This window comes from Pedobacter sp. GW821-FHT01D05, assembly GCF_059422505.1.
The window spans coordinates 21,228-41,455 of sequence record NZ_JBWKXA010000006.1; the positions used below are offsets into that span (position 1 = coordinate 21,228).

Genomic DNA, 20,228 nt, shown 5'->3' on the forward strand with positions numbered 1-20,228 from the left:
ATGAATATTTTTAGCAAACATTGTTCAGAAGAAGAATTAGATTCAGTTTTTGATTTATCTATATATTGTTCTGGTTATGAGCCTAGATCAGTATTTTTATTCTCGAAGGAAATTTTGTCAAAAAAGAATATTGTACTTGGTTTTGCAAGCTTTAATGATCATAAAACAAGGAAAAAAAATGATAAATTTTTCGTCAAAAAGGGTTGTGAAATTATAGATTCAGATGGGAATAATCCAAATATCATCCATCAACTATTAAATAATTTTTTAGATGGTTTTGAGGGAAAGGTTTTTAAGCTTTTTGTTGACTATTCATCAATGACAAGGGTTTGGTATGCTGAGGTATTGGCCTATTTTAGAGATATAGAAGATTTAAGCTTTACCGTCGAAGTGGTTTTTGGTTATAGCTTTGCCAAATTCCAACCTCCTCCTGAAGAAAATTATAGAAACTTATTTGTTAGCCCCATCGACGGATTTTCATATTTTTCTGTTCCGAATAAGCCGACCGCTCTAATAATTGGTCTTGGCTATGAAAAGAATAAGGCTTTCGGTTTGAGTGAATACTTTGACGGGGAAACATTTGTTTTTTATAATAAAGATTCGAACGATGAAAGATTCAAAAATAGCCTTGAAATAATAAATGAGTCTCTGCTTGAAGATATTCCTGAGGAAAATAAATATATCTTTCCAATTTATGATCTCGAATTTACCGAACGCCAACTATTTTCGCTTTGTGGCTATTTGAAGGATGATTATCGTGTAATTGTGGCGCCTACAGGACCTAAGCCATTCACTTTAGTCAGCTTGATTATATCGCTTAAAATGAATGAGATAGATGTATGGAGAATAAGTCAAGGTGATAATAGGAAAGCAATTCAATTTGAAGCAGATGGAAAAATCTCATTGTATAAAGTGGTTTTTGATTATAATGATCATGATAGGGGTTAAAACTTTGGCGAAGAAGTTCTTTGAAAAATTCCCCTATACGCACCAGCTGTTCCCTAGTCCCACCCTGTTAGTGGTATAATTTGTTCGATTGGCTCCCTCCGTGTATTTAAAGGGAGAATTGAATAATCCCCTTTTGATAGAAAAACTATTGAAAGAAACACTCATATTCAATAATTTGTCTTGGACTTATAGGGTATTTAATAACCATTACATTCATAGTATAATCTGTTATCCAATCAACATCAATCTAATATGTCTTGGCGTACTACGGCTCGACCGATTAAATGAATTTTAATAAAATATTTCGTCTTCAAAAGTCTTTGAAGAAAGGAGAAGATTAAACTCAGCGAAAGCTCAGCCAGTATACTTAAATGTCTCCATGAAATAGATCGCTTGTTAAGTTAGAAAAAGGGTGTAAAAACGGGCAAATTTGGGTAAAATTTCCATTTTTTATTAATTTTTATTTGTGGATAATAATGTATTCATCACTTTATAGATATATAATATAGCTTTAAAGTGGTTTAAACGATCTTGTTTGTTTAACTTTATTTTAGATAATTGATTGAAAACTCAGCCAAAACTCAGCCAAATTACCCAAAATGACAAATAAAAAACCGCTTCTAAAGCATCAAAACAGCGTTTAAGGAACGCAATTGAGGAAATTTTAAATCCGATATTCTCCACAGATAAATTTATCGAACTGAAAAGCAGCAATTTAGCTGCTTTTTTGGTTCAGTAACGCTGACAAGAGTCTTCCTCTAAACGCCCCAGGAACCAAAATTCACCCCGTCTGGCGCGACGAAAAAATCAATATTCTTCTAAAGAAAATCCAGAAAACATTGGGTTTCCTGAACGTCAGTCACATTTTAAGTCGAATTTAGGTAAGGGATAAGAAAGTTCTTAATCCTTACTTTTTGGATGCCTAAAGTTTTGCCAACGCTGTCTAGTGTTTGCTTTTTGTTGCCATTTTTCAGTTTTTAATGACAAGCTATAGCAGGAAGAGACACTGATAATAATCCTAATTGTATTTCACGCAGTACGAGCGTAATTACAGAAAAACAATAGCAAAAAAGCACAAGATCATGGGGCCGATATCACGCTCAACTACCAACTAGTCTTTAAAAACAAAAAAAATAAACTACTGACCTTTTCTTACCGTTTTATGTCATATAGAAACAGGGGGGATATATTAAATGAATTGCTCAGCGAAACAACTGGAATTGCAATCGCAGCAAATCAAAGAAACGATTATGTTTCCTTTGAAGACAACGTCAGATGGATTATGTTCAGCCTTATCATAAGATAAATACTGAATCAGCATAAATACATCTCTTATCACGCATCTGGTGGTAAAAATGGGCATGCCATCCGGCAATGCCCAAGTCATCGTCTTAACTATTACTAACTGCTGGCCACACTTCTACAGTGACCAGTATGTTTTTATTTATTATGAAAATCGTTTAACCCGCTTTCTAAGAATTTTTTATAATTTGTTACTTCATAATCTGCACCCTGTGGTTGTGCCAGTAGTGCTTCTGTTTTGGGATCGAGCAGTACATAAAAAGGCTGTGAGTTAGATTGGAATTTCCTGGCTTGCAGATCACTCCATTTTTTACCAATGGTATTGAGTCTTCTTCCCTCTGGTGTAATTACTACATCTGTTGGTGCCAGTTCAGATTTATCATCCACATATAACTGGATCAATATATAATCATCATTGATCATTTGGTACACATCCTTGTCCGGCCAAACATTAGCTTCCATTTTTCTACAGTTTACGCAGGCATGGCCAGTAAAATCAATCAGCACAGGTTTGTTCTGTTTTTTAGCTGCGGCCAAACCTTCGCTATAGTCGAAATAAGCATTCAGCTTTAACGGTGCGTGGAACTTATCAGCATATTTATGCGGGCCATCATTTGTTGATGTTTGTTTTCCTGCCAGTAACCCGGCAGTGTACAGGTCAAAATCTTGTGTTTCCTGTGGGGGAAGAAAAGCCGATACACTGCGTAACGGTGCGCCCCACATGCCAGGGATTAAGTAAATGGTAAAGGAAAGAACTATTGTTGCCAGAAAAAGTCTTGGTACGGAGATAAAAGCCAGCGGACTATCATGCGAAAACTTCAGTTTGCCCAAAAGATAGATGCCCATCATCCCGAAAATAACGATCCATAAGCTTAAGAATATTTCCCTGTCAAACCACTCCCAGTGGTAGGCCAGATCTACATTGCTCAAAAACTTTAATGCGAATGCTAGTTCAAGAAAACCCAATACTATTTTTACGCTATTTAACCAACCGCCAGATTTTGGCAGTTTGTTCATTGCCGATGGAAACAGTGCAAACAGTGCAAAAGGAATGGCCAGGGCCAGGGAAAAACCAAACATGCCTATTGCAGGCCCTAATAAAGCCCCTGTTGTTGCTGCCTGTACCAGTAATGTGCCAATAATAGGACCTGTGCAGGAGAAAGATACCAGGGCCAGTGTTCCGGCCATGAAAAATAATCCTGCAATACCGCCCTTATCAGAATTGGCATCCATTTTATTTACCCAGGAAGAGGGCAGGGTAATTTCGAATGCACCTAAAAATGAAGCTGCAAAAACGACTAGCAATAAGAAGAAGAAAAAGTTGAAAATACCGTTAGTAGACAGGCTGTTCAGGGCATCGGCGCCAAAAATTACCGTTACCAAAAGCCCAAGCACCACATAAATGAGGATGATGAAAAAACCATAGAGTGCCGCACGCCGAAAAGCCTTTCCTTTTTCAGATCCTTTGGTGAAAAAACTTACCGTAAGGGGCAGCATGGGGAAGATACAGGGCATCAGCAAAGCTGCTAGGCCGCCAACAAAACCTGCAATAAAAATTCCCCATAAGGTTTTGTGTTCTTCTTTTGGTTGGACAATGGTTTTTTGAATAGCAGCAGGAACAGGAGTGGCTATTTTAGAAACAGTATCCGTTGCTTTAATAGTACTGTCAGCCGTTTCTGGTTTAATCTCTGTAAAAGTCAGCTCTTCGGTATTGGTGCTGTCCTGTGCATATCCATTTAAGGATATTGCACAGCAAAACAGCAAACCGAGACAGATTTTCTTTAAGGATATCATATGCTCTTTGCGCTTATTTTACAGGAATACTAAAGTCGACCTGTTCTGGTGGTAAACATTGCTTATCGTCGCATACCATAAACTCTACATTACCTTTAATAGTTGCGGTTTTGCCTTTTAGTTTTACTTTTTGCTGAAACACTACTGACTTTTCGAAGTAGCTTACATCCATTTTAAAAGTAGATTCGAATTTGGTTATGGCTTTTGGTTCGATGGTTTTTCCAACCAGGGTATAAGCACCCGATGCTGGAAAACTAAAGGTTGTTTTAACCGGACCGCCATCTTTAACAAATTGTGAATAGAGGTGCCAGCCCTGATCTACGGTGGCCTTAATGAAAACAGTAGCCGTATTTGGGCCGGTTTTTTTTGCTGCGTAACTCCAGGTTACAGGTTTTAAAATCTGGCTGTATGCGCTAAGGCCGATCAGGCAGATGGTACAGAATAAAATGGTGATTTTTTTCATGTTGTGGTTTATTTGTTGATTGTTTTGATTAATGTAATCTGCTAAAAGCCTGGTAGTCGATAAAGTCTACTTCAGAACTAATGTATCCGGTTTTAACAGGTTCTGCCTTCATTAAATCGGTACTTAAATATTTCTTGTTGCTGTCAGAAAAGATGGTCACCACACAGCTTTCAATTCCCATTTTTTGCTGTAGTTTTATGGCGCCGATTACATTAGCGCCCGATGATATGCCAACGGCCAGGCCGAGTTTTTCGGCCAGTTTTTGTGCCATGAGTATGGCATCGCCATCGTTTACCTGTACCACTTCATCCAGCTCCTTCAGTTTAACGATTTCAGGGATAAATTCATCAGAAATGCCCTGGATTCTATGACTGCCCACTTTATAACCAGTAGTTAAGGTAGGCGATTCTGCAGGCTCCAGTGGATGTACCTTAATGCCCGGATTTTGCTTTTTTAAGAAATTTCCTACCCCCATAATAGTGCCCCCGGTACCTACTCCGGCCACAAAAGCATCGGGCGATAGATTTTTCAGGCGCAACTGCTCCCAGATTTCTTTACCAGTGGTATGTTCATGTGCTTCCGGATTGGCGATATTCTCGAACTGTTTAGGCAGGAAAATATTTGGATCGCTTGCGGCCATCTGTTCTGCAAGTTTAATGCTGCCGATAAAACCGCCTTCTTCTTTGCTTACCAGAATAATCTCTGCACCTAAACTTTTAATGATGTCCATGCGCTCTTTGCTCAACCAATTTGGCATAATGATGGTAACCGGATGACCTAAAGCTTTACCTATGGCCGCAAATGCAATCCCGGTATTGCCGCTGGTGGCTTCAACAATCCGATCGCCAGTTTTGATCTTAGCTTCGGCGTATGCTTTTTTTAGCGTGTAAAGTGCCATCCGGTCTTTAATGCTGCCGGTTAAGTTGTAATGCTCGCACTTAACATAAATTTTGCCTACACTCCCCTGGTAGGTGTAGGTGAGCTCAAGCATTGGTGTGTTACCAACCAGAAGCGATAAATGTTCGAACTTTCCTTCCATGGCAGAAGTCATTTTATTTGCTGTTATTGTGGTCATGACTGTTGATTAGATCAGATAGCAACGGCTATTTGATTCATTTTTATTTCGGTAAAATTCAGTATTATAATTTTTTATGTCAATACACGTTGTTTTTTACAGAAAATTTCTGCTTTTTTGATGAAAATTTAGTCTTTATTTTGGTTTTGACTGTTTTTTTGATGGTCCATTATATTTTTTTTCAATTTATTATCGTCCAATGACCCACGGAGATTTAGATCAGGTTGATGTAGAAATACTAAAATTGTTGCAACATGATGCCTCTTTAACCAATAAAGAAGTATCCTTAAAGCTGCATAAGTCTATAGCCACTATCCATGAAAGGATAAGACGATTAAAGGAACAGGGTTATATTAAAAGGATTGTGGCCATTCTCGACCGGAAAAAGATCAATAGAAACCTGATCGCTTTTTCGCATGTACTATTGAAAGAACATACGGCTAAAACCCTGATCGAATTCGAAACCGAAGTTTCTAAGTTTGGCGAGGTAATGGAATGTTTGCAGATGACCGGTGCGCACGATTTTATTCTCCGTATTGCTACCAGGGATATGGACGATTACCACGAATTTCTGCGGAACAAACTCGCTACACTGCCCAATATCACAACTGTTCAAAGTTATTTTGTACTCTCAGAGCCTAAAAGTGAAACGGCATATCCTATCTGATTCCGTTAGATGGTTGCGATAAAGTTTTGCTGACCTATGCAAATGTAAACTTGGAAACCGTTCTCTATAATCGGGTTAATGTAATTCTAATTATCAAAAATCATATCGTTAAAACAAACAATTTTAAACAATTAATGTCGGCCGGTACGTAAAAGGTGGCGATGCGAAAACTAAGTCATGACTTCTCCACTCCAGTCACTGAAAATATAAATCCAACGCCATAAACATTGTTGATTTTTACATTTGAAGAAACAGCAAGCAATTTCCGTAGTCTGACGATAAAAACATCAAGACTTCTTCCTAAAAAATAATCACTTTCTCCCCAGATCTGAACCAGAATCTCTTCCCGCTTGGTAATTATGTTCCGGTTTTTGTTGAGATATTCCAGCAATTCAGCTTCACGTTGTGTCAACGTTATTGGGGCTTGTCCAGATATGCTTAGCTCCAGCAAGTCTTTATTTAAGCATAGGTCACCAATGTTCAATACATTAGATACTAACTCCTTTTCCCGCTGTGCCTGTGGGATTTGATGCCGGATAATGTTCCGGATTCTTAATACCAGTTCATCAATGTCAAAAGGCTTACAGATATAATCTACCGCGCCAAGGGTAAGTCCTTTTACCCTGTCTGGTTTCTCTTTGCGCGCAGTAAGAAAAAGAAAGTACACGTCGGGGTTGCGCTCCCTGATTTTTCCGGCTACCCCGAACCCATCAACATCGGGAAGCTGAATATCTATGATAACCAGATTGTAATCAGCGTGATTTTTTTGGTATAGGTTAATGGCTTCTGTTCCGGAACAGCACCAATCCACCGAAAAATCCATCAGTTCAAGGTATTGCCGGGTTACATTACCCAGATCTGATTCATCCTCCACATAAAGTAGTTTTCGCTTCACGGCCTGCATTAAATCACAATTAAAATTTCGCTTCCCTGTCCGACGCTGCTTTTCACATCCAACTTCCAGTTATGGATCTGGATGCATTGCTGCACATAGTACATGCCAAGACCTAAGCCGCTAACGTGTTCCCGGCCAGGATTTTTGCCCCTGAAAAACTTGTCGAACAGATGTTCAACCGTGTATTTTTCCATTCCTATTCCATTATCTCTTATACTGATCCTCAAACCATTCGGTGTCCCATCAACGGTGATATGTATTTCTTTAGGCGTTTTATCACTATATTTTATAGCGTTATCGAAGATATTGGATAACATTGTGGTCACCCAGAATCTATTCAGGAATACCGGCGTTTCGTTGTGTATACCCTCCGTATAAAAATATACATTTTTATCATTCGTTTTAACACGGTAATCCTGTATTACCTCAGTTAAAAATTGGCAGAAAATAACCTCTTTTTTTTCTATTTCGGTATTTACACGGGTAATGTCCATTACCTGATCAAACAAGGTCTGTAACTGCTTGGTTTGCCTTGCAATGATTTCTGTAAATTCAGTAATGCTTTCTTCGCTTTTAAATACTTTTTCATTCTGTATCGCTCTGTTAGCCACCATAATCGTAGAAATAGGTGTGTTAAATTCGTGGGTTATGCTGTTTATAAAGTCAGACTTCATATCTGAGATCTTTTTTTGTTTAGACCAGCTTTTAAATGTAAGGTAATAGACAAAAAAGATCAACAGCAGTGCAAACAGGGTAAGCAATAAAACCGGAGCGGCACTTTTTAAAATCTGAGATTGCCGGTTATTGCTGTCGGCAAATAAAGTAAAGGTGATATCATAGGAATACGGAATGGATGGACCCATTGATACCGAAGTTACTATGTTTTCAGTCCGGGCAAATTTAAGCTTTCCTCCGATAATATACCCTTGCTGAGACTGTAGGCTTGATTTTAAAAACGGATATTTCTTTAAGTGGTTATATAAAGGGATCGGCTTGTTATCGCTAAAGCGTAGGCTAATACTGTTTATCACGATGAGGTATTCAAGCTTGCTACCCAGCTTATGAAGTTTTTTTGTCTTTTCTAATAGGGAATCCGTTGGGTTTTTAACACGTAAGTCCTCAAACATAGCTGTAAGTAGCGAATCTGCGTACTGGTTGTTTATCGTACCAGATTTATGATATTCCTTTTCTAATAAACGGATATTGTTGATTAAATAGGAGTCTACTAGGGAAAGTCCGCCGGAATAGATATTTTGCTTGATGTCTTTTAAGTAAAACTGTTTCAACCTTTGTTTCAAATCAACCTGATACTGCCGATCCATTAGTTCAAACGTGTTATAGATCAGGTAGAGTAGAATCCCCATCAGAACTAAAAACCCGGTGAAGGCGGTGAGCTGATATTTTTTTATTTCGGTCATTTTGCGCTAAAATAATAAAAAATTGAAGTGGTCTGATTCCATTAACATTTCGTTATGATTTCATTAACAGGATTTGCAAGAAATGCCGGATAAATTTGCGGACCGATAGGGGCAAACCATATTGCCGTTATTAACAACTTTTAAACATTATTTATAAAAATGAAAAATTTAACTTCAACAATTGCATTGCTGATCACATTATTGACTGCCGTTACTACCTACGGACAAACAAACAGGCCTGCTGCTGCGTACGGGCGTGAGGAATACATAGAAGTTGAGAAAAATGTAAAACTTCATGTAACTGACCTGGGTGAAGGGCAACCTTTAATATTGATCCATGGCTGGCCGTTAAGCGATGCCATGTACGAATATCAGTACGCTTATTTTGTAGAAAAAGGTTATAGGGTAATCGGTATTACGCTACGGGGATTTGGCCTGTCAGACAAACCGGGAGGTAAATACAATTACGATGTTTTTGCCGACGATATTAAGGTTATTCTTGATAAATTAAATATCAAAAATGCCACAATTGGTGGATTTTCGATGGGTGGGGCAACAGTGATTCATTATGTAGCCAAGTATAACGGGGCACACGTATCTAAAATGGCCTTATTTGGAGCAGCGGCACCAATGTGGACAAAAAGAACCGATTTTAACTTTGGGCTTTGGACGAAAGATGACGTAGACGGTTTAATCAAATTGAATAACACAGACAGGCCACAGTTGCTGGCCAACTTTGGTCAGATATTTCCCGCAAACCAGACAAGTGTTGCTCCAGGCTATGGTGCCTGGTTGGGTACAATCCAGGCGCAGGCCTCACCATATGCCATGGCAGAGGGCCTTAAGACTTTAAGAGATGCGGATCTGCGTGCTGACCTGAAAAAAATTCAGTTGCCTACATTGATTTTACATGGTAGATCTGATAAAATCTGTTCTTATGAGCTGGCAGAACAAATGAGTAAACTGCTTAAAAATGCTAAACTGGTTCCTCTTGAAAAAAGCGGCCATGCCCTGTTCATCGAAGAACTGGAAAAATTCAACACAGAACTTTTAAACTTCATTAAACAGTAAAAACCGTATGACAGGAGGTCGTTTCACAAATATAGATTTGTCATCCTGAGCTTGTCGAAGGAGCCGTTTAATACGCTTTAAGGTGTTTCGACAGGCTCAACATGACAGCATCTGAGCTGAAATCGCTTCTATGATACAGTCTCCTGTCTTAAACCTTTAGAGGAAATGAAAAATGCATTTTGGCTGTTTCTTATAATATCCGTTTGTGCCTGTAAACCTTATGCTAGTGTAGTAAGGCATGCCTTGAGCGAAGATAATGCGCCTTATTCAAAAGCTGTCATTGCCAATGGGCTTATATATGCTTCAGGCCAGTTAGGCATAAATCTCCAAACAAAATTGCTGCAGCCAGATCTGGAATTACAAACTAAGCAGATCATGGATAACCTAAAGATTTTGCTTAAACAGAATAATTCGGATATGCAGCGTATTATTAAAGTAAATATCTATTTAAAAGACATTACGCAGTTACAGCGGGTAAATGAAATTTATACCAGTTACCTTTCAGAAAGAAAGCCTGCCAGAACTTCTGTTCAAATTAACGCTTTACCTCTGGGTGCTTTAATCGAAATTGATTGTATAGCACTTGCCAAATAAATCTTTAAACCTCAAAAAAAATGAAAACATATCAACATTACTTCTTACACATCATTGCAGTTTTAGGCATGTTTGGCTGCTTATTGCCAAATAAAGCGATAGCACAACAATCTGGTATCAAACGTACAGATCTTCAACGACATGATCTTTCTGTTCCGGGATACGAAGCGATCCAGGTACGTGTCGATTTTGAGGCAGGTAAGGCCTTTGGCCTGCATTCGCATCCGGGCGAGGAAATTATTAATGTTTTAGAAGGGGAGCTGGAATATGTGATTGAAGGAGAAAAACCTGTTGTGCTGAAAGCGGGTGGAGTACTTTTCATTCCTGCTGGAAAAAATCATTCCGCCAGGAATATTGGCAAAGTAAAAGCTTCTGAACTGGCAACTTATATCGTAGTAAAAGGGAAGCCGCTATTAACATTGAAAGTTGAGAAACCTTAACGATTTCGTGATATGCAATGGTATGCGGAATTGCCATATAGAGATCAAGGATAGGATCGATCGGTGATGAAGGCTGCATTCTTCTTTTTTTCAGATTGCCCCAGAACAGATCTGTATCGATTAAACAAAAAAGGCGGTCTGTAAACAGACCGCCTAAACTAAAATATATATATATTATTTGCTCAATGTGGCAAGTGCATTTTCAGTGTTTAAGCTGGTTTTTGTATTTGCTGCAACAAATTTATCCATGGTTAGCTTTTGTTTGTTACCCATTACGAGCACATGTTCACCGGTTGAACCGCTTAAAGTTAAATCAGCGTGATCTTCGATTACCGTATACAAGCCTTCACTTTGTGCGTTTAAGTGGAGCGATGCATTTCCGCTTAAGAAAACCTGCAAATATTGTGCATTGATTTTGCCCTGTGTTTTCACTTTAGCGTTATCCGTTGCATGGATGCGGTAAATATCATTTACATAAATGGTAAGTTTTGCAGTGCTGTTATCCAATGAGGTGATCTCTAAACCATCTCCGCTCTGCACAACCTTAACTTTGCCGGTGTTTTCATCTGCATAGCTGATGCCTGTACGTTTTCCCTGTATAATGGTCAGCTCTACATTTCCCTTTACTTTAATGCGTTTGAAGCTCAATGCTTTTGAAGCGTGAACGGGTTTGATGGTTTCAGCTGCGTTAGCTGATAATACTGCTGAAGTAGATAATACCAATGCCAAAGATGATGCGAATAATGTTTTGAATAAAGTTTTCATATGCTTTGAGTTTTAATTTTTATAATGTTTTATTGATTGTTCTGATATTAAGACGTGCAACCACTGGAAACGTTTCAGCGCAAATCGCAGCATTATACCAGCCTGGGAAGCTAATCGACCAACGCCAGAAATTCAGAGACAAAAAGATGGTTGTCGCTGTGAATTTTCCAGGTTTTCTTTCCTGAGAGATGGAGTGGGTTTCTTTTTTACTTTACGGGTAAGTTTTGAACACTCCGAAAAGAATTAAAAGATAAAAGCCCTTGTCGACGTATATGATAGTGATTCTTCAATAGCTGTACTGTTTAATGATTTTGCCAAAAGCCTTTCTGGCTTTGCAACCGGACAAGGGTTCGACTCCCTTCGGCTCCACTGGAATCAGTATCAGAAATCATTGAAAAAAACTAAAAGTCTGCAAATCATCGATTGCAGGCTTCTTTTTGGTTTTTAGTTGTTTTTTTGATCAAATAACGCATATAATTCAGTAGTTGAGTCGGCTAAAGTTCAGACCCACCACTTTTTACTTCGTACTAATAACCTTGTTGCGTTACCAACCTGGGTTCTGGCATAATAATGGCTCCATAAATAAGATGAATCCTGGATACTTTATTCTAGCAACGTCAGTTATTATTTCAACCAACCGATGTTATACATCGGGGAATGCCGGCAGCAGTAGGAATTTCCTCCTGGCCAGGCAAAAAAAGGATTGGGCTGTGTAAGCCCCGATCATATTTATATTATTAATAGGCAACAAAAAATCCTTATAATTGTTATTAGGAGAAATATGAGTAAAGTATTTACAATTACAGAAGGGCTGGAGAATTTAGGAGCGCTGCGAACGGGCGGACAAGGATCGGTATATAAAGGGAAACGTATCGGTGCAATCTACTCCGCGGTGAAATTAATCCCTACTCCAATATACACCGAGAACCGCGATGATAAAAATTACCGCAATTTTGAAAATGAGGTTGCAAAGTTGCTAAAGGTAAATGAAAACCCCAGTCCGAATGTTGTAAAAATGCTCAGTTTCGGCATAACCGAGAGCGGATCCTTCCCATTTATAGAAATGGAATACATAGAAGGACCCGATCTTTGTGAGTTGCTCCAACCCCCACACCAAAAGATATTTACGGTAAGCGAAGTCATAAAAGTGGCACAACACCTCGCTGCCGCCCTTGAGCACTGCCATAAACTGGGCGTAAAACACGGCGACGTGAAGAGCAATAACGTTAAATACAATTTGCACACAGCGAACTATGTGCTATTGGATTTTGGACTCGCCATTATGAGTGAGGAGCAGCGTAGAAGTAGCATCAGGCATGCAGGTGCGGTGGAGTTTATGGCGCCCGAACAAAACGAAGGCAAAATGCTGCCGCAAACCGATATTTACAGTTATGGCATCATCTTATATGAATTACTCGGAGGCCAGGTTCCCTTTCCCCTGTCTGGAAATAGCGATACAGGACGTAATTCGGTAATGATCGGTCATATGGAAAGTGAAGTGCCTGACGTGATTAACCTGCGCAAGACAAACTTACCCGAAAACTGGACCGAGGAACAGAAAACCCGTGAAATGCAGGTTCCGGATTGGCTCCTGAAACTAATCGATAAATGCCTGCAAAAAGATCCTGTACTCAGATACAGCGATGGAATGGCCTTGCATGAAGCGGTGCTTAGTGGAAGCTTAGCAGGCAATGCTTTACCCATAGACCATTCAGCTATGGATCTGCTCAAAACGGAGAACGAATCACTCCGTAATCAGGTATTGGCATTGGAAAGTACAGCGCAGGCCCCTGAAAGAAGAGGGATACTCTTGCCTCATTTTGTGTTTGCGCTTATGATCATCTCAATTATCGGACTGATCGCTTTTCTGGGCTATTCCCAGTTTGGGAACGAGCCACAGCCACAGCAAGCTGTCCAGCCTATAGATTCGATCCCGCCGGCAGTTGATACCACAGCACAGGAAAGACGAAGATGGGCGAACCAACGCAAGCTAGCTGAAGCAGCAGCAGCAAAGCGGATGGTGGATAGTGCAATCAACGCGGAGATCAAAAAAGCCAGAGATAAAGCTGCCGATAGCACAGAAGACCTTAACCCTGATACTTCAGTTAGTCCTGTACAGTTTTAATTTTAAAAAACAATTGCCCTTAACCGCCGCATAGGCACCCTAACTTATGGAAACAAAATCAAATTTCTGGAAGCGTATCGGTATTCAGGATTGGTTTCTGACCGATGAAAACAAGAGCAGTGACCAAAAAGCATTGCAACTCACTCCGGAAACCATTTACAGCTTTATCGTAGATAAATTTAAGGAGTCTATCAGGGAATTATCTTTTGCCGATCGTATTGTTTTTTATCATGAATTCATCATCACCTTCAACGCAGAAGATTACCGTGAATTTATAGATAATAAGCAGGGGATTTTGGGCTTAATTGTACAGGAAACAGTCAAAAAATTCTATGCGATTTTAAGAGAACACCGGCAAGCCGGGAAAAATGTTGAGCCATCTGGCTCAAAATGGGTATTCCGGTTGGTATCACATCCGGATTACGCAAGGGGCGATAAGGGTTTTATCGGAAAATTGCTGCCAGACAACAATCAGAAATCGGAAAATCTACGGGTAACCTTTATTCCCCGCCAAACTGGTATTGCGCAGACATTCGATATCAACAATGATATTTTAAAGGGTTTTACTTATTACAGCGAAGGCTATATGGAAATCCCATACGATGCGCAATTGGAATATGTTGAGGGCAATACTACATCGTCCAAGGACCAGGCCCTTATCGGCCGGCTGGAAGCCATCGTACCCGACAAGCAGTTTTCGGGCAAAAAAATCGAGTTCCTGATTAAAACAGAAGATACTATCGTTTCGGGGAATGATGACGGACGCGAAGATTCCAATATTTTCAAGATCGCATCAGAATGGGTCAATTCACCACACCTACACATTCGCTACAACAAAACAGACGGTAATTTCTATTTGGCTTCTTTCGGCGAACTTACTACTTTGAACGAGGTTTTGATACCACGCAGCGAGATCAATTCACCACAATGGGTTTCTTTGCCGCTAAACTCCCGGATGTTACTCAATGGTATAATCGGTATAAACTTATTTAAATCCTAACCAATGTCGCAACTGCTATCCATTTTATTGTTATCGCTGGTCGTTGCGCTGATGATCGTTCATTTTAAAGACATTAAAAACTCCCGTAATAAAAATGGATAAACACTTTTTTGGCCTTACAGACACCGGCAAATCCAGAGACAACAACGAGGATAGCTTTATTGTTAAGCCCCTTACCAACGATCAGTTGATTTTGGCGGCTGTAATAGATGGTGTTGGTGGCTATCAGGGCGGCGAGGTAGCAGCAGGTATTGCAACTGAGCAGATTTCGATGCAATTCACAGATCGTCCAGCCGATCCAATCTCGCAGATGATCATGGCATTCAGGAATACAAATGAAATGATCATTGCCAAAAAGCAAACAGAAACAGACCTTTCTGAAATGGCCTGCGTAGCCACTATGGTAATTGCGGATATTGAGCATAATCAATTTTATTATGCTCATGTTGGTGATACCAGATTATACCTGCTACGGGATGGATCGCTGATCAAAATCTCTAAAGACCATTCATTTGTGGGTTTTCTTGAAGATTCGGGGAGGCTGGACGAGACCGCGGCCATGCAGCATCCCAAACGCAATGAAATTAATAAGGCGATTGGCTTCAGTGATCAGATTGCTACAGATGAGAGCTATATTGAAACCGGTCAATCTCCTTTCCTGCCGGGCGACCTGCTCGTATTATGCAGTGATGGACTGACCGATATGGTAAACAGACAGGATATTACCACCCTGCTTCTCCAGGGGGATACACTTGCTAAAAAAGCAGGCAATCTCATCGCGCTTGCCAATGAAAATGGCGGCCGTGACAACATCACCGTTGTACTGCTGCAGAACAACAAAAAGCCTCAACAAGTATCACCTACCAGACCAGACTATAAACAACAGGTTCATGCTGCTGTAGGGACAGAAATTAATGAGGGCATACGGTTGCCTGAAAATCCAGCACCGTCAACTCATGCAGGGCCCAAAAGAAATTATTGGTTCACCGCGCTTATCATTTTATGCCTCATCCTCCTTGGCACTACCGTATTTTTGTACGTGCAGAACCAGCATACGATAGATACGGTCTCTACCCTTAGTCCATTACCGAAACAAAAGGTGAGAAATAGCCAGGAACAGTTATTACAAGATGCATTTGACCACGCCCTTGGGGACACGCTTGTGTTATCCGACTCGATTTTTAAAAGTCCGGTACTGATCAGCGATACTTTACGCCTGCGGAAAGACACGCTGTATGTTATTGCAAAGGGTATTGTGCTTCAACCGGATAGCGGATATAAAGGTGCAGCCATAACGATGCTCCCTCCATCCAGGCTATTGAAGCTGGACAGCCTGCAGTTTAAAGGCTTCGCTACCGCTATCGCCATTTCAGACCAGGCAGTGTTACTCAAAAATATCACCTTCACCAATTGTTTAATCCCTATACAGAATAACATCCATTTTCCTGACGGGAAACCGGTAAATGCAGAATTGATGAAGATTAGTCTACTAAAAGGTAATACCCCTAAAACCGCAGATTCGAAAAATGGAGCAAAATAAAGGAGCAGTAAAAGTGAGCAGGGCTCGTGAGCGGATCTTTATATTAGCAACCGCAACGGTTCTCGCGCTCTTCTTCTACCAGTTATACGCGATCATTCAACCCAGATTTGCAGAAGTTGCACCACGCTTAAAAGCCGGTACGATGGTTAACCTGAATGCTGAAAAACCCGCCGAACATATCCGTAACCTACTTAAAAAAGGTTACTATTTTGAAGATCAGCGGGACATTGACCTGATAGAAAAAACCATTGCATCTGCAACGCCTAATGTCCAGGAACTCGATAATATCGGCGAAGTGAACAAACGCAGGTACTTTTTGCCTGCAGACGAGGCCTATGCAAGAGGGGGTAAATCATTTAAAGCAAGGGTGCTGGCATCCCGTGCACTGCTCGGTTATACGGGTGATGATTCGCTTAAATTCGACCAGGAGCAACGTAAACCCCGCACGTATCCCTCCAAGGTAAACCTCGCCATAGGTGAGCATGATATCAGTGGGAAAATTATAGAAAATAAAAAAGCTGCGCCAGGTGTTTTGGTCCGTTTGGAAATGATCTTGCCACAGGACAGTATTTACAACGATGAGCCGACAGAAACCATCAAAAATATAACTGAAAAAGCAAATGGCATCACAAAGGTTTATACTTTGGATACTGCCAATAAACGAAAATTAATACAGCTTACCGCCTATGCCCGTACTGGTGCTACCGGGGAATTTACTTTCGCCAACTTGCCCGGCAACCAGGCATTTAAGGTCTTGCCTTTAAAACCAGGTTTTCAGTTTGGCGCCTCAAAGGGCGTACAAAATCTTGATGAAAATACCACCTTTACATTTGAACAGCGTCCACATACGATAAAGCTTTTCTCTACCAGGGACTTTAATATCCTCAAAAAGGAAAAATCACTGATCATCAGAACACCCGAAGAATTCAACAAGTGGTTTATGATTATCTGCGGAAGCCTGATCGGTGGATTTTTACTTGTCCACCTTATCCTGTCATGGAAATTCAGCACTGCCGATCAGGTCATATTGCCCGTAGTGATGATGCTCACAGGCATATCATTCCTGATGCTGCTGAGTTTGCAGGATCCGCTGCGCGACCGTTTTTTAGCTAAAGATTCCCTTCTATACCTGTTAATGGGTTTCGGAGGCATCTTATTGATGCTGTGCATTAAATTGCGCCGTTTCAATACCGATACCTGGGTTTATCGCCTGCTTTTATTTAAGAACATTCGATCAGCTGCAAACGGATGGCCCTGGGCATTGGCCGCCATTGGATTGCTGGCACTCACGATCTTATTCGGAACCGGACCAGAAGGAAGTGGTGTAAAGGTAAACCTGTTCGGGTTTCAGCCCAGTGAAGTGGTAAAGTACCTGATCATTTTTTTTCTTGCCGGATTTTTTGCCGTAAACGAGAAACTGATCAGTGAATATATGAGCTGGAAAAAACGATGGTCATTTTTCTCCTTTGCCTTATTGGCGATACTGTTAACCCTCATGTTATTTCTGATATTGGGAGACCTTGGTCCGGCAATGGTGGTTTGTTTCACCTTTATTATACTATTTTCATTCTCCCGGGGCGATTTTATGTTCATGGCAGGCGCTATCGTGTTATACGTATTGGCCTCATGGATTTTTGAAAACATATGGATATCCACCGCAATCACTTTGCTTTTGGTGGGTACGCTGATGTTTTTCGGGCGCAGGCAGCTCAGTGAGTCTGCCATCATGGTGCTGGTAATCATGTCGGCTTTTTTAACGATTGATCAGATTCCATATCTGGACCGCGTCTTCCCTGGGCCTGTGCAGCGCCTGGGAGATCGTAAAGCAATCTGGCAGGATGCCTGGAACAATGAGGTTTATGGCGGCGACCAGGTGGCCAACGGTTTGTGGGCCATGTCTACAGGTGGCGCAACCGGCCAGGGCGTAGGCCAGGGCTTTGCCAAAACCATTCCTGAAGCACATACTGATATGATCTTACCTTCAATAGGTGAAGAATTTGGATTAACGGGCATATTGTGCATCTTCCTGCTGTTCTTGTTGTACCTTCACCGATCCATTATTATCGGGAGGAGGACCGGATCACCATTTCTCTTTTATTTAAGTGCAGGAGTTGGCGTATCCACCTTTGTACAGTTTCTGCTCATAGCAGGTGGTTCTACCGGAGCGCTACCGCTATCGGGGGTATCCCTGCCCTTTCAAAGTTATGGGGGATCATCACTTGTACTCAATTTTTTAGCCGCCGGATTTTTGATGTCGGTATCTGCTGTCCGGGGCAGCGAAGTACAGATGCAGTACATCGCCAAGGCGCAGGACAAAAACCTTGTGCCGGCCTTGATTGCTGCTTGTTTGGGCATCCTGCTCTTGGGCGCTAATGTAGCGGGCTATGTGCTGAACAACCGGAAATGGGTAGTACAGCCGGCCCTTGTAGCAGACCGTAGCGGCGCTAGAATGTTCAGTTATAATCCCCGTATTGCAATATTGATGAGCCGTTTAAAAGCCGGAACCATACACGACCGCAAGGGCATTTTAATGGCAACCAGTAACGTTGACAGTGTGAGGGCGCAACACTTCAAACTTATTGGTGCAGGTATTCCGGATTACAATCTCGATTCTGCAGTGCATCAGCGTTTAGACCGGTATTATCCTTTCGAAGAACAATTGTTTTTTTGGACAGGCGATGCAAATTCAGGTATATTTAACGGAAGTATTAATGGCTATTTTGCCGATTATGAACACGCGGCTGAACTCCGCGGCTTTAAACTGCCTGTAAAGAGCTTTACCGTCCTTGCAAATAGGTACAGTGAAAACCGTTTCCTGGTGCGGGGAGTTAAGGAAATGACGGTTGTGAAAAAAGATTACGCCGCACTTTCTCCGTTACTCCTTGCCGGAATCAGTAGCAAAGAAGTTGAAGATTTTAAAAATAAAAACCGCGATGTACAATTAACAATGGATGCCGGCTTGCAGACCAAGATACAAAAGTCAATTGCCCGCGACACTTCATTATCGGATAACCGGGTTTCTGTAGTGATCATGGAAGCAAGTTCGGGTGATGTCCTTACTTCAGCCGTATATCCGCTGCCACCCATACATGATTGGGAACGGTTAACCATGACCAATGCAGAACAGAACCAGCTTTCGGGGTGGACAACGACCGCTGACCTTGGCTTTACCAATTTCACACAGCCAGGCTCAACCGCTAAGCTGATTACCGCCATGGCATCCTTCAATAAACTGGGCATGGCCGCTGCCGAAAAAAAATATCAGGTGGCCTCCTGGGAGCGTATCCGTACAAAAGGTATTGAGCCGGATGAAACGGGATGGATTGATCTGGAACGGGCGGTGGTGAAATCCAACAACGTCTATTTCATCAAACTTGCAAACCAGGAGCAGCTGCAGGAAAACATGGGCGAGCTGTACTTAAAAACAGGCATGTTCCTGCATGGGGCCGGAGGATATTATTACAATAAGCCCAGCGAAAACGCAGCACAGGAAGAAAAATGGAAACAGCTTTGGCGCAGGACCGAATTCAACACTAAACCAAAGTATGATCCCAACAATATCCGAAAGACCAGGGCAAAGGGAATTTCCGGGATGTCTTGGGGGCAGGGCGCACTTATTGCAACCCCAGCGGCAGTAGCTAGAATGGCTGCGGGTATTGCAAATAATGGAAACATGGTTGCAAACAGGTTTGTACTTAAAGTAAGCGATCAGCCACAGGCGATAAAAACTGGTACGAAATTGGTAAACAATCCGGTATACGCCAGGCTGATGCAGGAGTATATGATCAAACAGAGCAGTCCAAAAACGCAAACGCTAGGACTGGCCGTTGCTGGTAAAACCGGTACGCCGGAGCGGATCTGGAAGAAACAGCAGATTAATGATGGCTGGTACGTATTTTTTGCACCGACTGCAACTGGCAAGGGCCATATTGTAGTCTGCATACGCATTGAGGCCACCAAAGGATCATCGGACGCTGTACGATTGGCTGGCAGGCATGTAATCCCGTTTTTGAAAGAAGGTGGCTATATTAAAAGCATTGTGCCTTCGGCCAAAACTGATGACAATACAGCTATACCGGAATTTAATTGAAGACATTGAAACATTTTAACTCAAACCATCAATCAATCAAC

At 41.2% G+C, this 20,228-nt stretch carries 15 protein-coding genes; 9 read left to right on the forward strand and 6 right to left on the reverse strand.

Translation table 11 applies throughout. The features are described 5' to 3' along the window. The gene (locus AC07VK_RS19765; protein WP_492963120.1) at positions 1-948 is read left to right on the forward strand and encodes a hypothetical protein; all 948 of its coding nucleotides are present in this window, start codon (positions 1-3) and stop codon (positions 946-948) included. 1,440 nt (positions 949-2,388) lie between these two features. Here the strand turns inward: AC07VK_RS19765 and AC07VK_RS19770 are convergent. From AC07VK_RS19770 to AC07VK_RS19780, 3 genes are read right to left on the reverse strand one after another with little or no spacing between them, the layout of a single operon-like run. Continuing rightward, positions 2,389-4,044, reverse strand: coding sequence for a protein-disulfide reductase DsbD family protein (locus AC07VK_RS19770; RefSeq protein WP_492963118.1), 1,656 nt, complete (start codon positions 4,042-4,044; stop codon positions 2,389-2,391). 13 nt (positions 4,045-4,057) lie between these two features. Next, positions 4,058-4,507, reverse strand: a complete 450-nt coding sequence (locus AC07VK_RS19775) for a protein-disulfide reductase DsbD domain-containing protein (protein ID WP_492963116.1) — start codon at positions 4,505-4,507, stop codon at positions 4,058-4,060. Positions 4,508-4,535: 28 nt separating this feature from the next. After that, positions 4,536-5,582 (reverse strand): PLP-dependent cysteine synthase family protein, encoded by a 1,047-nt coding sequence (locus AC07VK_RS19780; RefSeq protein ID WP_492963114.1) that lies wholly within the window; start codon positions 5,580-5,582, stop codon positions 4,536-4,538. A 199-nt stretch (positions 5,583-5,781) separates the two neighbouring features. Between AC07VK_RS19780 and AC07VK_RS19785 the strand changes: the two genes are divergently transcribed. Next, on the forward strand, positions 5,782-6,249 hold the full coding sequence (locus AC07VK_RS19785; protein ID WP_057933797.1) for an Lrp/AsnC family transcriptional regulator: 468 nt from the start codon (positions 5,782-5,784) through the stop codon (positions 6,247-6,249). 175 nt (positions 6,250-6,424) lie between these two features. On the opposite strand, the gene AC07VK_RS19790 is transcribed toward AC07VK_RS19785, so the two are convergent. Next, positions 6,425-7,144 carry a response regulator transcription factor gene (locus AC07VK_RS19790; RefSeq protein WP_492963112.1) on the reverse strand — a complete coding sequence of 240 codons (720 nt, stop codon included), beginning with the start codon at positions 7,142-7,144 and terminating at the stop codon, positions 6,425-6,427. A gap of 8 nt (positions 7,145-7,152) precedes the next feature. Continuing rightward, positions 7,153-8,562, reverse strand: coding sequence for a sensor histidine kinase (locus tag AC07VK_RS19795; protein ID WP_492963111.1), 1,410 nt, complete (start codon positions 8,560-8,562; stop codon positions 7,153-7,155). Between the two features lie 159 nt (positions 8,563-8,721). Here AC07VK_RS19795 and AC07VK_RS19800 point away from each other — a divergent pair, with 159 nt between their 5' ends. The 3 genes from AC07VK_RS19800 to AC07VK_RS19810 all read left to right on the forward strand — a co-directional run bounded on the left by AC07VK_RS19800 (position 8,722) and on the right by AC07VK_RS19810 (position 10,667). Next, positions 8,722-9,633: an alpha/beta fold hydrolase gene (locus AC07VK_RS19800; protein WP_492963109.1), complete on the forward strand. Its 912-nt coding sequence runs from the start codon at positions 8,722-8,724 to the stop codon at positions 9,631-9,633. A gap of 165 nt (positions 9,634-9,798) precedes the next feature. Beyond that, a complete protein-coding gene (locus AC07VK_RS19805; RefSeq protein ID WP_492963107.1) occupies positions 9,799-10,227 on the forward strand; it encodes a RidA family protein in 429 nt (142 codons plus the stop codon). Positions 10,228-10,247: 20 nt separating this feature from the next. Further along, entirely contained in the window at positions 10,248-10,667 is a 420-nt protein-coding gene (locus tag AC07VK_RS19810; protein ID WP_492963106.1) for a cupin domain-containing protein, read from the forward strand. Between the two features lie 174 nt (positions 10,668-10,841). Here the strand turns inward: AC07VK_RS19810 and AC07VK_RS19815 are convergent, their stop codons facing one another. After that, complete coding sequence (locus AC07VK_RS19815; protein WP_492963104.1) at positions 10,842-11,432, reverse strand: GIN domain-containing protein; 591 nt, start codon at positions 11,430-11,432, stop codon at positions 10,842-10,844. Positions 11,433-12,213: 781 nt separating this feature from the next. On the opposite strand from AC07VK_RS19815, the gene AC07VK_RS19820 reads away from it, so the two are divergent. From AC07VK_RS19820 to AC07VK_RS19835, 4 genes are all read left to right on the forward strand, one after another. Then, positions 12,214-13,557 carry a serine/threonine protein kinase gene (locus AC07VK_RS19820; protein WP_492963102.1) on the forward strand — a complete coding sequence of 448 codons (1,344 nt, stop codon included), beginning with the start codon at positions 12,214-12,216 and terminating at the stop codon, positions 13,555-13,557. 46 nt (positions 13,558-13,603) lie between these two features. Beyond that, positions 13,604-14,557 (forward strand): hypothetical protein, encoded by a 954-nt coding sequence (locus AC07VK_RS19825; RefSeq protein WP_492963100.1) that lies wholly within the window; start codon positions 13,604-13,606, stop codon positions 14,555-14,557. 94 nt (positions 14,558-14,651) lie between these two features. Further along, positions 14,652-16,097: a PP2C family protein-serine/threonine phosphatase gene (locus AC07VK_RS19830; RefSeq protein WP_492963098.1), complete on the forward strand. Its 1,446-nt coding sequence runs from the start codon at positions 14,652-14,654 to the stop codon at positions 16,095-16,097. Then, positions 16,084-20,187, forward strand: coding sequence for an FtsW/RodA/SpoVE family cell cycle protein (locus AC07VK_RS19835; protein ID WP_492963096.1), 4,104 nt, complete (start codon positions 16,084-16,086; stop codon positions 20,185-20,187). The genes AC07VK_RS19830 and AC07VK_RS19835 overlap by 14 nt, the downstream gene beginning before the upstream one ends. Positions 20,188-20,228 lie beyond the last annotated feature (41 nt).

Coding starts and splice junctions, on each gene's coding strand:
- AC07VK_RS19765 (WP_492963120.1), top strand. CDS start 1: ATGAATATTTTTAGCAAACATTGTTCAGAAGAAGAATTAGATTCAGTT.
- AC07VK_RS19770 (WP_492963118.1), bottom strand. CDS start 4,044: ATGATATCCTTAAAGAAAATCTGTCTCGGTTTGCTGTTTTGCTGTGCA.
- AC07VK_RS19775 (WP_492963116.1), bottom strand. CDS start 4,507: ATGAAAAAAATCACCATTTTATTCTGTACCATCTGCCTGATCGGCCTT.
- AC07VK_RS19780 (WP_492963114.1), bottom strand. CDS start 5,582: ATGACCACAATAACAGCAAATAAAATGACTTCTGCCATGGAAGGAAAG.
- AC07VK_RS19785 (WP_057933797.1), top strand. CDS start 5,782: ATGACCCACGGAGATTTAGATCAGGTTGATGTAGAAATACTAAAATTG.
- AC07VK_RS19795 (WP_492963111.1), bottom strand. CDS start 8,562: ATGACCGAAATAAAAAAATATCAGCTCACCGCCTTCACCGGGTTTTTA.
- AC07VK_RS19800 (WP_492963109.1), top strand. CDS start 8,722: ATGAAAAATTTAACTTCAACAATTGCATTGCTGATCACATTATTGACT.
- AC07VK_RS19805 (WP_492963107.1), top strand. CDS start 9,799: ATGAAAAATGCATTTTGGCTGTTTCTTATAATATCCGTTTGTGCCTGT.
- AC07VK_RS19810 (WP_492963106.1), top strand. CDS start 10,248: ATGAAAACATATCAACATTACTTCTTACACATCATTGCAGTTTTAGGC.
- AC07VK_RS19815 (WP_492963104.1), bottom strand. CDS start 11,432: ATGAAAACTTTATTCAAAACATTATTCGCATCATCTTTGGCATTGGTA.
- AC07VK_RS19820 (WP_492963102.1), top strand. CDS start 12,214: ATGAGTAAAGTATTTACAATTACAGAAGGGCTGGAGAATTTAGGAGCG.
- AC07VK_RS19825 (WP_492963100.1), top strand. CDS start 13,604: ATGGAAACAAAATCAAATTTCTGGAAGCGTATCGGTATTCAGGATTGG.
- AC07VK_RS19830 (WP_492963098.1), top strand. CDS start 14,652: ATGGATAAACACTTTTTTGGCCTTACAGACACCGGCAAATCCAGAGAC.
- AC07VK_RS19835 (WP_492963096.1), top strand. CDS start 16,084: ATGGAGCAAAATAAAGGAGCAGTAAAAGTGAGCAGGGCTCGTGAGCGG.